Origin of the sequence: Microcoleus sp. Pol11C2 (assembly GCF_036701505.1) — a bacterium.
In the GTDB taxonomy this organism is placed as follows: Bacteria; Cyanobacteriota; Cyanobacteriia; order Cyanobacteriales; family Microcoleaceae; genus Microcoleus.
Genome location: NZ_JAUBQX010000092.1, coordinates 1 through 12,543, shown reverse-complemented (window position 1 = coordinate 12,543; position 12,543 = coordinate 1). Strand labels below are relative to the sequence as shown.

Here is a 12,543-nt window from a genome sequence, read left to right as displayed (position 1 = left end):
CGCTTTTATCAACAAGGTATGGGGGCTGCAACCCTTATTCGGTCTATCTCCTAGACCTTTTTGTCACCCCCCCAGCTCTGAGATACAAACTCTACATATAAAATGTTGCTGATAAATCGGTGAAATTTTATATGGTAAAATAGAGAGTTTTTTTCGGATAAAACTGGCTCAAATATATATTCATACAATTTGCAAGCTAAGTTGAATTTTTTATGATAAACAGCTACTTTTATGCGATCCTTAAAATTTATCAATATCTCAGCTATTACCTTTTGACCCTTGGGATATTTAAGAAGGTTTCGACCTTTTAATTCGCCACCTTGTAGCTTATATTTTTGAATTATATTATTTACATATTCTGTAGCTTCTTCATGCTTAAGTGCTACACTTGCATAAGCAAAAACAGTGTCTTTTTTGTCAAGAAGATCGTTACCAGTGAAACCTGATTCATCGCAGTAAATTTCTTGAAGGGTTTCTTTCATAGGGATTCTTTATTTAATTGTAAGGATTGTGTATTACCAGTTATTTTGGTAAGATAACCTGAAATTACAGAAGCATACCACTTCAGAAATGAAACTTAACAGCCCCTTTTCACAAATGAGAATTAACAATAATACAGAACTTGGTATTTGAGTAAGCTCAGAAAAACAGCTTGCTATAATAAGACTGTGTGAGCGCTCGCACTTTTCCCCAACTTTTCCAGAATCTCAGGCCACACGCCCGTAACACGATCGCACGAAACGCCGCCTATAATCTAAACTAGCCCCACTCTCATCAATTGAGCAACCGCCATGAATCAGGACAAGGAAAAAATTACCTATTCAGAGAAAACAGAACGCCTCAGAGTTATCGGTCAGTTTATCAAAACTGTGACACCGATGATTTGGACGATCGTAATTTTAGTAGTCATCATTCCCCTATTAGGTAACTTTCTAATTTCCCAGTCCCTAACCAATACCGGAACCACAGCAGTTGTCGTCTCCCCGCCGCACGATTTTAGCAAAGTCAACCAAGACATTAAAAACGCTATCCAACAATCCCATACAACAGCCGAAACTTTCGCATCAAAAGAATTGGACAAATGGGAAACCGAAGTAATTGCACGAGTAGACAATAGCTTCCTGGATTGGTACTTCGATTACTTCAATCAAAAAAAGATGGAGTTTACCGTACCTTTTAATTTCGTGAAATCGGCCGTACTTAACAGATTTGATATGACAGCAGCTTCTCAATCTGTTTCCGAAAAATTAACCGAAGACTTTCAAAGAGAATTTGCTAACCGAGTGCTGGTACCCAAAAACGCTCAACTGCGATTTCAATTAATCACTCAAGATACTGCTAACTTGTATATATCAGAAGTTAGCAAGAATGTGAAAGTAGTTCAAAACAATTATAACATACCGCAAGTACAGTGGGACAAATACCTGAACGATATTGCCACCACTATTAGCGACAAAGGAAATGTCTCGAATTTATCATTAAAAGTATTAGTTGGCGGTAGCGGTTACTTGGTTGCTAAACCCTTAATTTTGGGAGTCGCAGCTAAAGTTGGTAGTAAGGTTACGGCAAAAGTTGCCAGCAAAGCCGCCGCCAAGGTAGCCACAAAAACAGGCGGTACAGTTGCTAGTCAGTTGGGAGTAAGTTTAATCGACCCGATTGTTGGCATCGGAATTATCATTTGGGATTTGTGGGATTACAATCACACAGTCAAAGTAGAAAGACCGATTTTGCGGGCACACATTGTAGAATACTTGAAAGATGTCAAAAAGTCCTTGCTCACAAATCCTGAAAGCGGGATTATGGCAGCAATTTATCAGTTGGAAAGCGGTCTTCTCAAGTCACTTTAATTATTTAAATCGCGTCTGAATAATGTGTGTAAATCCCCGAAAAGGGGTAATATCCGCTGCAAGAAGGAAAGGGGTAGACCATTAGTTAGTGCCAGCAGCGGGCGCTCCGACTCGCTACTGTGCGCGATCGAACACCCGACTGTGGGCGATCGCGCTCATGTAGAAAAAAATTAATGTTAAACGAGGCAAAAGAAGAGAGGATAGGGGGACAAAAAGAAGATTTTCCTGTATTTACCATAATAAATATTTTCCGTAACTGAAAAGAAAACAAGCTGTTAGACTCATATTACACGGATTTAGTTGGCGCCACTTTTAAAAAATTAGCTGTCGATTAATTATGAGTTTCTGGACTTGTGGCAGTTGCAGCAAAAAAAATTAAAAGTTCCCGTTGACCGAGGTTGAGTTCGCGCGGGAGTGCGTTTTACAGAGGAAGATCTACGACGAGGTTTGTACAGAATTGCTGAAGTATTGGACGGAGTTGTTTTAGTTCAAAAAGGCATAACTTCTAAGCCGGAAGTTTTGTTGGCTTGGTCGAAATTGTGGCAAGAAATCGAACCGTTGATGAAATAGTCGAAAGTCAAGGATCGAGTCGGCAGTTGCGATCGCCCCCACAGACTAAAATCAACTAAAATTGCAAGTATTGGTCGAGCGACCCCCGTTGCTAGACTATATTTGCATTCAAGGTTTGCTATACTCCAAAAATAGACACATATTAACCTTTGGAAAATTAATAGGCCGGAGCTATGACATCCTATGCAACCTCTACAGCAAGAGCCGAGATGAGTGAGATCCGGCGCTTGAAAAACATACTGCCCCCAGAACTCCAAAGTTGGGTAACAGTAGAAAAAACAATAGAAGTTAATCCTACCCTGATCCGGAGCGAAGAAATAGGCAAAGACCAGGTAGAAATCCAAATAGACCTGATCCGCTGGGAACAGCTAGCAATGGATCAGCGGAACCTCCTATTTTGGCACGAAGTCGCCAGAATCCAAAACGACACCATCCCCAGAGACGGTTGGGAAATGGCAGCCCTCGCCATTGGTTTAGGTGGCGCCGTCGGCGAACTTTGGGTGCAAGACGGCTTGCTGCTGTTACTAGCCCTATCCCTGTGTGGCGTCTCCGGCTGGAGACTTTTCCAAAAAAACAACGGAGAGAAAAGTTTAAAAGAAGCAGTAGACGCCGACGAAAAAGCCCTAGCCCTAGCCACCCGCTTCGGCTACACTCTCCCAAACGCCTACAAAAGCCTCGGCAGCGCCTTAAAAACCTTAATCGAGCAAACCTCCAAAAAACAGCAGCGGGCTAAATACGAAGCTCGTCTCCAGGCCCTCAAACGCAACGCAGCCAAAGCCAAAGCCAAAGTCAAACCCATCACCCGCGAAACCTCCCAGTCAGAAAACGTCTACAATTCTTAACCTCATCCCCCGACGCTTGTTACGGGGGTTTTCCAGTTAACGGTTAACTGTTGACTTCTGTGTTAGCTGTTAACTGTTAACTGCGGTGGCCCGGTGCAAGAAAGGCACGAAAATTATTAACGACCAGATTAATCGGCCTGAATCCACAAAAATCTTGATTCCGATGTCAAAGTTTGGCAGCGACTGCGTTCAAAAATCTTTGGGCCAAAACTGGCACTGGTAGACTCAAGTCTATTTTTGCCTTTGATATCACTCTCGGCGGGCGAGTTTGCAGGCTAGCTTTATAAAGTTTTTATAAAGCTAGCCTAAGGAGGAGTTGCTAGGACAGAATAGGCTAAAGACATCAGCTTGAAATTTGAAACTAGGACTTCATGGTCAGTCACACCCCAGAGGCAGATTTTCGGGTTACGTACTTGGACGAGATTCCCTCAGTTCACATACCCGTGCGCTTGAGCGTACTTGAAGCTGTAAACTTCAAGACAACCTGCCAGCAACTTTTTTCGGAAAGCACCACCGTTCCCAGCAAGATTGTCCTAGACTTCAGTCAGACGACATTCATCGACAGTAGCGGGATCGGTGCTTTAGTCAGCAATCTGAAATTTGCCAAACAGCGTGGTAGCGACTTGGTGCTCCGAAGCCTCAAGCCGCAGGTGATGGCAGTATTTGCTCTCACCAGCCTAGATCAAGTGCTGACGATCGAGCAGCCCTCTGCAACCTCAACTCCCACAGAGACCAACCCCTCGGACAATCAGCTACCCATGACCCACCCCTCAGTGCAATCGTGGGTGAAGCGGCTGATAGACATTGTTGGGGCAATAGTCGGTTTGATGATTACAGGAATTTTGCTCGTACCCATAGCTGCAGCTATCACTATCAACGATCCAGGTCCGATATTTTTTGGTCAAACCCGCTGTGGCTGGATGGGTAGACAATTTCGGATTTGGAAATTTCGATCGATGTGTACCAACGCCGAATCCATGAAAGCCCAAATCAAAAACCAGGCTTCTGGCGCATTTTTCAAAAATGACAACGACCCGCGGATTACCAAAGTCGGGCGCATCTTACGCAAAACCAGCCTCGACGAACTGCCCCAGTTTTGGAACGTGCTCAAGGGCGAAATGAGTCTAGTCGGCACTAGACCGCCTACCCCAGACGAAGTTGAGCGCTACGAAGTCCCTCAGTGGCAGCGTTTGGATGTCAAACCCGGGATGACAGGGGAATGGCAAGTCAACGGTCGCTCTCAAGTCCGCGATTTTGAAGATGTCATCCGTTTAGATTTAAAATACCAACAAAACTGGAGCCTGGTGTATGACCTCAAACTAATTGTCAAAACTGTAACAGTCCTGTTTAACAAAAATAGTGGCGCTGTGTAGGAACCCTCAACAACCCACCGCAGAACTTTGAGGTGCTGTTGCCGACGGGGGGCGGGAACTCGAACTCAATACTTAGTCAAGCAGACGATCGCTAGCGATAGCTACGTTAGCATTAAGTGTTAAAATTCACACGCCCAGAAAATGCACAGCTAGTTGCCAGCTCTGCAATCAGAGCATTAATAATTAGCAATTGGCGAGTTCGAGGTCATACTCGAATGAGCCCAGCATGATTTTCGAGGACGAGCATAACTCACCTGTGTTTAGAAAAGTAGCGACTGCTAACACGGTCGAAGCTTAAATCACTTCCTCACAAGCTGACTCGGGAATTATCCCTATTTAAACGCCCTACCGAGGCGGGTTACAGTATCGGAAGTCTCTCATTTGCTGTGCGAGTAAATGGTGCGAAAGGAATGCTCACCTTGAGGCAAAACGGGCTTCTTCAACTCAAGCTTGACTTAACTAATATGTTGCCAAGACCTTGCCCTCCTTTTTCTCTCCCTCCGGCGCTGAGTACAGCGGTGGTGGGGGCCGACCAGGGGGAAGAAAGATGAAAGACAAGCAACCAAAGGCCGAGCCGCACCTTCAGGTTGAAACAGACCTGAATGCTTTAACATCCGTTTTGGAATGGTTGGAGAATATCGTTTTGCCCCTGCTGCCAGCGGATTTCTGGTGGCAGTGCCGGCTGATAATCAACGAAGGCTTTACAAACGCTGTCCGCCACGCTCACCAGAACTTGCCCCCCACGACGCCCATAGACATTGAGGTAAAAGTGTTTGCCGATTACTTAGAAATTAGGATTTGGGACAGGGGTCAACCCTTCAACTTAGAAGCAAAGCTGCACTCGATCATGCAAGAGCAGCGCGATCCTTTGGACAGAGAGGGAGAAAGGGGACTGGTGTTCATGTACAAGCTTACAGACGATCTTCGCTATATCCGTACCGACGATCGCCGCAACTGCCTGGTAATGCGAAAAAACATTAGCTGAGGGGGCGATACCCGCCCGGTAAGGGCGGCTTCTTTCGCCAAGAGTGGAAGATCCCCTCGCCCCCTATTGTCCTACCCGGCACCCAACCACATCCTCTGCAATTCTGCGGGTGCAGGCTCGATGCACGCGGCTGGAGGACAATTTGCTTCAAAATAAATATTATGCGTATTCTAATTTATTCCTATAACTATTATCCAGAGCCGATCGGCATTGCCCCCCTGATGACAGAACTAGCGCAAGGCCTAGTCAAGCGGGGCCACCAAGTCCGAGTCGTCACAGGAATGCCGAACTATCCCCAGCGCCGGATTTATCCGCAATATGAGGGCAAATTTTACCTCACCGAACAACACAACGGCGTCACAATTCAGCGCAGCTATCTGCGCGTCAACGGCCCTCACCCCAGCCTCCTAGACCGACTTGTGCTAGACGGCAGTTTTGTCGTCTCCAGCGCCGTCCAAGCCTTCAGAGGCTGGCGTCCCGACGTGATTTTCTCGACCATGCCCCCTTTACCGATTTGCGTCCCAGTCGCCTTTTACGGCTGGATTCGCGCTTGCCCGATCGTCCTCAACGTTCAGGATATCGTCTCAGAAGCAGCCGTGCGCGTCGGCTTGGTCAAAAAAAACGGACTGCTAGTTCGCATTGCTGACGCTTTGGAAAAATTGGCCTACAGCACAGCCAGCCAAGTCAGCGTCATCGACAGCGGTTTTGTCAAAAAATTGCATTCTCAGGGAGTACCCCCCGAAAAAATAGTTTGCGTTCCCAATTGGGTTGATGTCAATTTCATTCGGCCCTTACCCAAGGAAAGTAACTCATTTCGAGAAACTCACAAACTCAAGGGCAAATTTGTCGTTCTCTATGCAGGCAATATTGCCCTCACTCAAGGCTTGCAAACAGTTGTCCAAGCAGCGGCTCGTTTGAAACACCTAACCGAAATCGCTTTTGTAATTGTGGGGGAATCAACAGCACTGGCGCGCTTGCAACAAGATTGCGAAACTTACAAAGCTAATAATGTAATGTTGCTGCCATTTGAACCGCGAGAAAAATTGCCGGAATTGTTAGCTGCTGCGGATGTTAGTTTAGTAGTACAAAAGCGCCGCGTTACTAACTTCAATATGCCTTCAAAAATTCAAGTAATTCTCGCCAGCGGTCGGGCAATTTTGGCTTCGGTTCCCGAAACTGGTACGGCCCAGAAAGCAGTGCAGCAAAGCGGTGGCGGGGTGGTGGTAGCGCCGGAAGATCCGCAGGCTTTGGCTGAGGCTGTTGAGGATTTGTACTTGCATCCTGCTAAGGTGAATGCGTTGGGCGAGCAAGGCAGAAATTATGCTGTAGAGAATTACGGATTTGAGGAAGCTTTGAATCATTATGAAGCTTTATTTGCGGCGGTGGCAGCGAGTCATTCTGAGAAAATATTTGCGCCCCTGCCAAAATAAGATAAGCGCTTGAAACCGTGCCTACTTAGAGTGCCAAAAGATTTTCCTAGCAGTACAGAAACAACGTTCGTTAACATAAATACAAAAAAAATGAAAGACTGATGGTTGAGCGATTGAATTCCACAATATACAAGAACCGGAACTGTCCTCGCAGCCATGCAGAAAGCCCTGACTACCGCGATTAAAAGTAAAATACAGATTACTGAAAAAGACTTTTGACTTCCCGTTATAACCATTTTGATTAAATTTTTTAGAAAAAAAGTTTTCTGTTGAATTAACAAAATAATTATAAAAAATCCCAGATAAAATAGCAGCGGCTCAACGACAAAATAACCTTTGATGGCACTGACTAAAAATAGAAAAAATGAGATAATTACCAAAAATAGCAAGTTTATTAGACTAATTGTTCAGGTAGGAACTGTTTTGAATATTCCAGGAGTTACCAGAAAAGATAACGTATCTACCAAACAGCCGATCGCCCCCTTCGCCCCCTTCACCCCTCCCCCTCCCAGATATCACCACACCCCTGGGTGCCCGACACCGCAGCCGATCGAAACAAAACGCTAAAATAGTAGCTCATACAATTTTGGAGTTAATATTTGACACTTGCACCCGCGCGCGAAAACGTCCTAGCTTGGCTCTGTGACCGCGTTCCTGCTGCCCGCATCAAACACATCCTCGGAGTCGAACAGGTAGCAGGTGACTTGGCTCGCCATTACGGCCTCGACGAAGCAAAAGCTCGATCGGCCGGTTTGTTGCACGATTTGGCAAAATACTTCAAACCTCAACTGCTGCTGCAAATGGCCCAGAAGGAAGGTTTAGAGTTAGACTCAGTGTTGGAAGCACACCCGCATTTGCTGCACGCAGACGCAAGCGCGATCGTCGCCAGAGACGAATTCGGGGTGGTCGATCGAGAAATTTTGGACGCAATCGCCAATCACACCCTTGGCAGACCAAACATGAGCCAGCTCAGTTGTACTGTATTCATAGCAGATACCATAGAGCCGAGCCGCGGCAACACAGCCCAACTAGAAGCACTGCGCGACGCAAGCTTGCAAAATCTTTATGCAGCCGTGTGGCAAACTAGCGATTATTCTCTTAAATATTTGCTAGAAACTCGCTGCTACATCCACCCCCGCACCGTACTTACGCGGAATTGGGCGCTGCAAATGGCCCGCGAATCGCCGGAAACAGGAAATTCGACGAAGAAGTCGATCGAACAAATCACAAGTTAAAAGTAAAATTTATCAGCAATCCTGTCCTTACTTTTGGCTTCAACCTAACTCCTATTTCCCGTCTCAAACTGCCAACAACCGATCGCTCGTAGCGCACCGATTCCCTCTTACCGTATCAATTAGGAAATTAAACACTGAATGTCAGATCTAACTCAACTCGAATACTCCAGGGCTCAGTCTACAGCAACCGACGGCACCTCCCCAGACGAAGCTCGCGGCCTGATCATGACCGCTGCCCAAGCAGCCGATGACCGCAAAGCAGTAGATATTGTATTGCTCCGCGTGTCAGAAGTATGCTATTTGGCAGACTACTTTGCGATCATCACCGGATTTTCCAACGTGCAGGTACGAGCCATATCCCAAGCAATAGCAGACCAAGTGGAAGAAGAGTGGCAACGCTTGCCACTGCGTACACAAGGACTATCAGACGCTAGTTGGGTAGTCATGGACTACGGCGACGCGATCATTCACATTTTGAAGCCTCAAGAGCGGGAGTTCTACAATTTAGAAGCGTTCTGGGGACACGCCGAACGCATTGACTTTTCCCCCGCGCCGTGAGGATGGCTAATGTGAAAAACGTTTCTGCTTCTATTTGTCCCGTTCCGCAAGAACAGCGACCGATCAATGAATACCAAGAACTTAAAGAATCCTGGTTTTTTAGCTGGGTAACACTCAATTGGCCCGGATACCTGGCAAAACTAGCTTGGGTGTGGGCTTGGAGTTGCTTGGTATCGGGGCCGATAGCTGCTTCTAGCTTTGCTCCTGTCAAGTATCCAGCTCAGTTTGTCCTCAGCAGTGCCGCAGGTGCCGGTTTTATTCTAGGATTAGCTTTGCTGCGGCTCTACTTGGGTTGGTTCTACGTGCGATCGCGCCTTTCAAATCCCACGGTCGTCTACGAAGAGTCTGGCTGGTACGATTGTCAATCTTGGCCTAAAACTCCCGAAGTTTTGCTTCAAGATCAGTTGATTGTCAACTACCAACTAGAACCAATTCTCAGGCGTCTGCGGCAGACATTTTATGGTTTGACAGTATTGCTGGTTGCCGGGGGACTAACTTGGAGTTGTTTGTAATCGGGAATGCAAGGGAGTTTTGAGTTTTGAGATTGCCGCGCACAGCCAACAACACGCACCGAGTGCATGAGTGAGAAACGATGGCAGAAAGATTAACTTTATAACTCTTAACTGGCAGCTCGCAACTCATAACTTCCTGAACCCCAATCTAAAATCTAAAATCTAAAATCTAAAATTGATATGACAAGGGGAAAACGAACCCAAGCTCCCGAACTGGAAGTCACATTGCTGCGCGAAGGTATTGTGGAATCGAGGCACCGCGCCCAGGCCGCTGTCTGCGACAACCGCGGGCGCGTTCTGTCTGTTGCTGGTAACTCGGAAACGGCCTCATTTGTCCGTTCTTCACTCAAGCCTTTTCAAGCTTTGGCGGTGACGGCGACTGGCACTTTAGAACGCTACGAATTGACCGATCGAGATTTAGCGATTATTTGCAGTTCCCATCAAGGTACGATCGAACAATCGCGCCAGGTATTTAACGTACTGTGGCGCTGCGACATTGACCCCTCTAAACTTCAATGCCCCATTCCCGAAGGCAAAAAGAGCGCCCTGCAATACAACTGTTCCGGCAAACACGCCGGAATGCTGGCTGTCTGCCAGCAACTGCACTGGCCTCTGGACACTTATTTACGCCGCAAACATCCTGTCCAGCAGCTTATTTTGGGCAAAGTGGCTGACTTGCTGGCCATGCCTGCCGAAGAGTTTATCAGCGCTCGCGACGACTGCGGCGCTCCTACCTATCTGTTGCAGTTGGGGCAAATGGCGTCTTTGTACGCTCAGTTAGCCTCCGGTAACAATGTGGATATGGAACGGATTGTCCGCGCTATGACTCATCACCCGATGATGGTTGCCGGTGAGGGCAAATTTGACACGGAACTGATGCGCTTGACTCAAGGGGAATTGGTGAGCAAATCCGGTGCCGAAGGGGTGCAGTGCATTGGCCGCGTTGGCGAAGGCATGGGCTTGGCAATTAAGGTGACGGATGGGGGAAAGCGCGCTCAATTTGCTGTGGCGATTCACTTGCTCAAGCAGTTGGGGTGGATTACTCCGACGATCGCGGAAACTCTTTCGGAAACTTACCTCACTCTCAGTGACTTCAAGCGCTTGGAGGTAATCGGGGAAGTTTCGATGCTTTAGGACGATCGAGACTCTGAGCAGATTTCAGCAACCCCTCCCACAATCTAAAAAGTTTTTTTGATTGTGGGGTTGCTATTTTCGGAAAGATATGTTTATATTAGAAAGAGAGACAAAGCAACGCGGGATAGAGCAGCCTGGTAGCTCGTCGGGCTCATAACCCGAAGGTCAGTGGTTCAAATCCACTTCCCGCCACCAAATTCAAGCGAACCCTGTAATCTTTAAGGTTTCAGGGTTTTGTTTTTGGAAACTACTAGAGAGAGACAAAGCGACGCGGGATAGAGCAGCCTGGTAGCTCGTCGGGCTCATAACCCGAAGGTCAGTGGTTCAAATCCACTTCCCGCCACCAAATTAAATAAGACACGCCCCGGCAACCTAAAAGTTGCTGGGGTTTGTTTTATGCCGTCTGTTGGAGGCCGTCGGCGATCGCATCTTCGACAGGGGGTTTGTTTTATACCGTCTGTTGGATGTCGTCGGCGGATCGCATCTTCGACAGATGGATAGCGTTTCCGGTTGCACGAGCGACATGATATAGAGGACACGGCACTGCCGTCTCGAAAGCTGTGGGTAATATTAATTCCGATGCTGCCAGATTTGATATGAAAGCAGTTTATTTTAGGCGGCAAAAAAAATGAGGACACAGCAGTGCTGTGTCCCTAGTGTATATTTGTATTTTTCTAATTGGGACAAAATAAGGTCCACCCTCAACCTAAACACTCAACCCTATACTTTTCAACGACCGTTTGTGCAAGCTTAATTTGTCAAAAAATTGCAATCCGATATCCATATTTTTTAACTCAGGATTTTAAATTGCTAAGTCGGCTGAGCTTGCAACCAATCAAAAATTAGGTTTAACTGTTCCAGTGTTACTAACCCGTACTGCCACAGAACCATCGGCAGTTCGCTGGCATCTTGTTCACCGTGTCGGAGAGCAACGGCGATCGCTGAATTCGATATCGCCAACTCCCCCCGCAAATAATCGATAAGTTGAGCCTTTCCCATCACCTTCACCGCCAGTTTTATGCGCTATTGTAAAGATATGTATCTAATCGGTCTGTATCGGAAGTTTAATTGGTCTAATTGTAGGTTCACAATAGAGAACCTTGTGTGATGGAAACCGCACAAAACTTGTGATAAAACTCAGATAAAAAAGCGATCGCAGTCACAATAACTCCGAGAGTCAAAAATTGGGTTCCGCGATCGCTTGCTTTAAATGAATTCATTTAAAATTGCTAAAGTCCTAGCTGAAGCTGAACTCCCGCTTCTGTACCGCTGTCGGTTTGTTTTGGAGGTAAAGGATTTCCTTGACGCTGGGCGTCCGAAGGAGTAGTAATAAATTCCAAGGGGCCATCGATTTTGAGGCGAAATGTGTCGCCCAAGCTGCTTTCCCTTCTAGCAGAATTAGCTGCCGTTTCTGGTTCACCAATCAAGTTTTGGTAGTCCGAGTCTAAGGTTCTGTCCTCCACAGTCCTCAACGAGTCCCCAGATAAAGTCGTTTCCGAATATTGGGGCGCTGGTTGCAGTCTTTGTTGGGCGAGAACCGCCGGGGTCAAACCGATAAAAATTGAGCTCAGTCCGAGAGCAGTGCCAAGAGTAGCAATAACTGCGTTCATCATCCATGCCTCCGCTAGTTGCATCCTACTATGCGCTTATTGTACCGAGCCGGAATTAAGTTGCACTCTATCAAAAGTAGCTGCTTGTGGAGATATCAATTGCAGTTGCTGTGAAAACTTATAATTTTCGATCGCGCTATCGGAAAAATAGAACTGACCCAGCAACTCGGTTGAAACCCCAGAATACGTCATTTCAGGAATGAGTCAACCAAAAACTCGATTTGTTTGATTAGGGCGGGTCAGGAGTGGAAAAATAGTTATTGGTGGATGCACGGGTGGCTATTCACCAATTGGTTTTTTCACGACAATAGTTAGTTACAGCCCGCCAAAACGCTAAAAAAACCCGGTTTCAGAAATCGGTTAAAAAAAAGGTAATTGCTCAACCCCCTTGACAAGAGAACGAGATAAACATTAGATAAAGGAATGAAAAAACTCCCTGACCTAAAA

Annotated in this window: 15 protein-coding genes and 2 tRNA genes; 13 read left to right on the top strand and 4 right to left on the bottom strand. The window is 46.6% G+C overall.

The window, feature by feature from the left end; all coding sequences use genetic code 11:
* Window positions 1-50: 50 nt before the first annotated feature.
* Window positions 51-482 carry a DUF3800 domain-containing protein gene (locus tag QUA42_RS26975; RefSeq protein ID WP_333141668.1) on the bottom strand — a complete coding sequence of 144 codons (432 nt, stop codon included), beginning with the start codon at window positions 480-482 and terminating at the stop codon, window positions 51-53.
* Window positions 483-791: 309 nt separating this feature from the next.
* Between QUA42_RS26975 and QUA42_RS26970 the strand changes: the two genes are divergently transcribed.
* From QUA42_RS26970 to QUA42_RS26910, 13 genes are all read left to right on the top strand, one after another.
* Window positions 792-1,847, top strand: coding sequence for a hypothetical protein (locus QUA42_RS26970; protein ID WP_333141666.1), 1,056 nt, complete (start codon window positions 792-794; stop codon window positions 1,845-1,847).
* Between the two features lie 447 nt (window positions 1,848-2,294).
* Window positions 2,295-2,417: a hypothetical protein gene (locus QUA42_RS26965; protein ID WP_333141665.1), complete on the top strand. Its 123-nt coding sequence runs from the start codon at window positions 2,295-2,297 to the stop codon at window positions 2,415-2,417.
* Between the two features lie 173 nt (window positions 2,418-2,590).
* The gene (locus tag QUA42_RS26960) at window positions 2,591-3,259 is read left to right on the top strand and encodes a DUF3318 domain-containing protein (protein ID WP_333141663.1); all 669 of its coding nucleotides are present in this window, start codon (window positions 2,591-2,593) and stop codon (window positions 3,257-3,259) included.
* Window positions 3,260-3,630: 371 nt separating this feature from the next.
* The gene (locus QUA42_RS26955) at window positions 3,631-4,632 is read left to right on the top strand and encodes a sugar transferase (RefSeq protein ID WP_333141661.1); all 1,002 of its coding nucleotides are present in this window, start codon (window positions 3,631-3,633) and stop codon (window positions 4,630-4,632) included.
* Window positions 4,633-5,179: 547 nt separating this feature from the next.
* Window positions 5,180-5,617, top strand: coding sequence for an ATP-binding protein (locus QUA42_RS26950; protein WP_333141659.1), 438 nt, complete (start codon window positions 5,180-5,182; stop codon window positions 5,615-5,617).
* 161 nt (window positions 5,618-5,778) lie between these two features.
* Window positions 5,779-7,047, top strand: a complete 1,269-nt coding sequence (locus QUA42_RS26945) for a WcaI family glycosyltransferase (protein WP_333141657.1) — start codon at window positions 5,779-5,781, stop codon at window positions 7,045-7,047.
* A 339-nt stretch (window positions 7,048-7,386) separates the two neighbouring features.
* Window positions 7,387-7,614, top strand: a complete 228-nt coding sequence (locus QUA42_RS26940) for a hypothetical protein (protein WP_333141655.1) — start codon at window positions 7,387-7,389, stop codon at window positions 7,612-7,614.
* 32 nt (window positions 7,615-7,646) lie between these two features.
* Entirely contained in the window at window positions 7,647-8,282 is a 636-nt protein-coding gene (gene yqeK / locus QUA42_RS26935) for a bis(5'-nucleosyl)-tetraphosphatase (symmetrical) YqeK (RefSeq protein ID WP_333141653.1), read from the top strand.
* A gap of 138 nt (window positions 8,283-8,420) precedes the next feature.
* Window positions 8,421-8,840 (top strand): ribosome silencing factor, encoded by a 420-nt coding sequence (rsfS, locus tag QUA42_RS26930; protein WP_333141651.1) that lies wholly within the window; start codon window positions 8,421-8,423, stop codon window positions 8,838-8,840.
* A gap of 2 nt (window positions 8,841-8,842) precedes the next feature.
* Window positions 8,843-9,352 carry a CGLD27 family protein gene (locus QUA42_RS26925; protein WP_333065555.1) on the top strand — a complete coding sequence of 170 codons (510 nt, stop codon included), beginning with the start codon at window positions 8,843-8,845 and terminating at the stop codon, window positions 9,350-9,352.
* Window positions 9,353-9,532: 180 nt separating this feature from the next.
* A complete protein-coding gene (locus tag QUA42_RS26920; protein ID WP_006634727.1) occupies window positions 9,533-10,486 on the top strand; it encodes an asparaginase in 954 nt (317 codons plus the stop codon).
* 118 nt (window positions 10,487-10,604) lie between these two features.
* Window positions 10,605-10,681 (top strand) — tRNA-Met (locus tag QUA42_RS26915).
* Between the two features lie 74 nt (window positions 10,682-10,755).
* Window positions 10,756-10,832: transfer RNA gene (locus QUA42_RS26910), tRNA-Met, on the top strand.
* A gap of 464 nt (window positions 10,833-11,296) precedes the next feature.
* Here the strand turns inward: QUA42_RS26910 and QUA42_RS26905 are convergent.
* The 3 genes from QUA42_RS26905 to QUA42_RS26895 all read right to left on the bottom strand — a co-directional run bounded on the left by QUA42_RS26905 (window position 11,297) and on the right by QUA42_RS26895 (window position 12,099).
* Window positions 11,297-11,485, bottom strand: coding sequence for a DUF2949 domain-containing protein (locus tag QUA42_RS26905; protein WP_333040356.1), 189 nt, complete (start codon window positions 11,483-11,485; stop codon window positions 11,297-11,299).
* Window positions 11,486-11,571: 86 nt separating this feature from the next.
* Window positions 11,572-11,706, bottom strand: coding sequence for a hypothetical protein (locus tag QUA42_RS26900; protein WP_333141648.1), 135 nt, complete (start codon window positions 11,704-11,706; stop codon window positions 11,572-11,574).
* A 9-nt stretch (window positions 11,707-11,715) separates the two neighbouring features.
* Complete coding sequence (locus QUA42_RS26895; protein ID WP_333141646.1) at window positions 11,716-12,099, bottom strand: hypothetical protein; 384 nt, start codon at window positions 12,097-12,099, stop codon at window positions 11,716-11,718.
* Window positions 12,100-12,543: the final 444 nt, after the last annotated feature.

Excerpts from the sequence above, each read along its gene's own strand:
- QUA42_RS26975 (WP_333141668.1), bottom strand. The coding sequence starts at position 482 with ATGAAAGAAACCCTTCAAGAAATTTACTGCGATGAATCAGGTTTCACT.
- QUA42_RS26970 (WP_333141666.1), top strand. The coding sequence starts at position 792 with ATGAATCAGGACAAGGAAAAAATTACCTATTCAGAGAAAACAGAACGC.
- QUA42_RS26960 (WP_333141663.1), top strand. The coding sequence starts at position 2,591 with ATGACATCCTATGCAACCTCTACAGCAAGAGCCGAGATGAGTGAGATC.
- QUA42_RS26955 (WP_333141661.1), top strand. The coding sequence starts at position 3,631 with ATGGTCAGTCACACCCCAGAGGCAGATTTTCGGGTTACGTACTTGGAC.
- QUA42_RS26950 (WP_333141659.1), top strand. The coding sequence starts at position 5,180 with ATGAAAGACAAGCAACCAAAGGCCGAGCCGCACCTTCAGGTTGAAACA.
- QUA42_RS26945 (WP_333141657.1), top strand. The coding sequence starts at position 5,779 with ATGCGTATTCTAATTTATTCCTATAACTATTATCCAGAGCCGATCGGC.
- QUA42_RS26940 (WP_333141655.1), top strand. The coding sequence starts at position 7,387 with ATGGCACTGACTAAAAATAGAAAAAATGAGATAATTACCAAAAATAGC.
- rsfS (WP_333141651.1), top strand. The coding sequence starts at position 8,421 with ATGTCAGATCTAACTCAACTCGAATACTCCAGGGCTCAGTCTACAGCA.
- QUA42_RS26925 (WP_333065555.1), top strand. The coding sequence starts at position 8,843 with ATGGCTAATGTGAAAAACGTTTCTGCTTCTATTTGTCCCGTTCCGCAA.
- QUA42_RS26920 (WP_006634727.1), top strand. The coding sequence starts at position 9,533 with ATGACAAGGGGAAAACGAACCCAAGCTCCCGAACTGGAAGTCACATTG.
- QUA42_RS26905 (WP_333040356.1), bottom strand. The coding sequence starts at position 11,485 with ATGGGAAAGGCTCAACTTATCGATTATTTGCGGGGGGAGTTGGCGATA.
- QUA42_RS26900 (WP_333141648.1), bottom strand. The coding sequence starts at position 11,706 with ATGAATTCATTTAAAGCAAGCGATCGCGGAACCCAATTTTTGACTCTC.
- QUA42_RS26895 (WP_333141646.1), bottom strand. The coding sequence starts at position 12,099 with ATGATGAACGCAGTTATTGCTACTCTTGGCACTGCTCTCGGACTGAGC.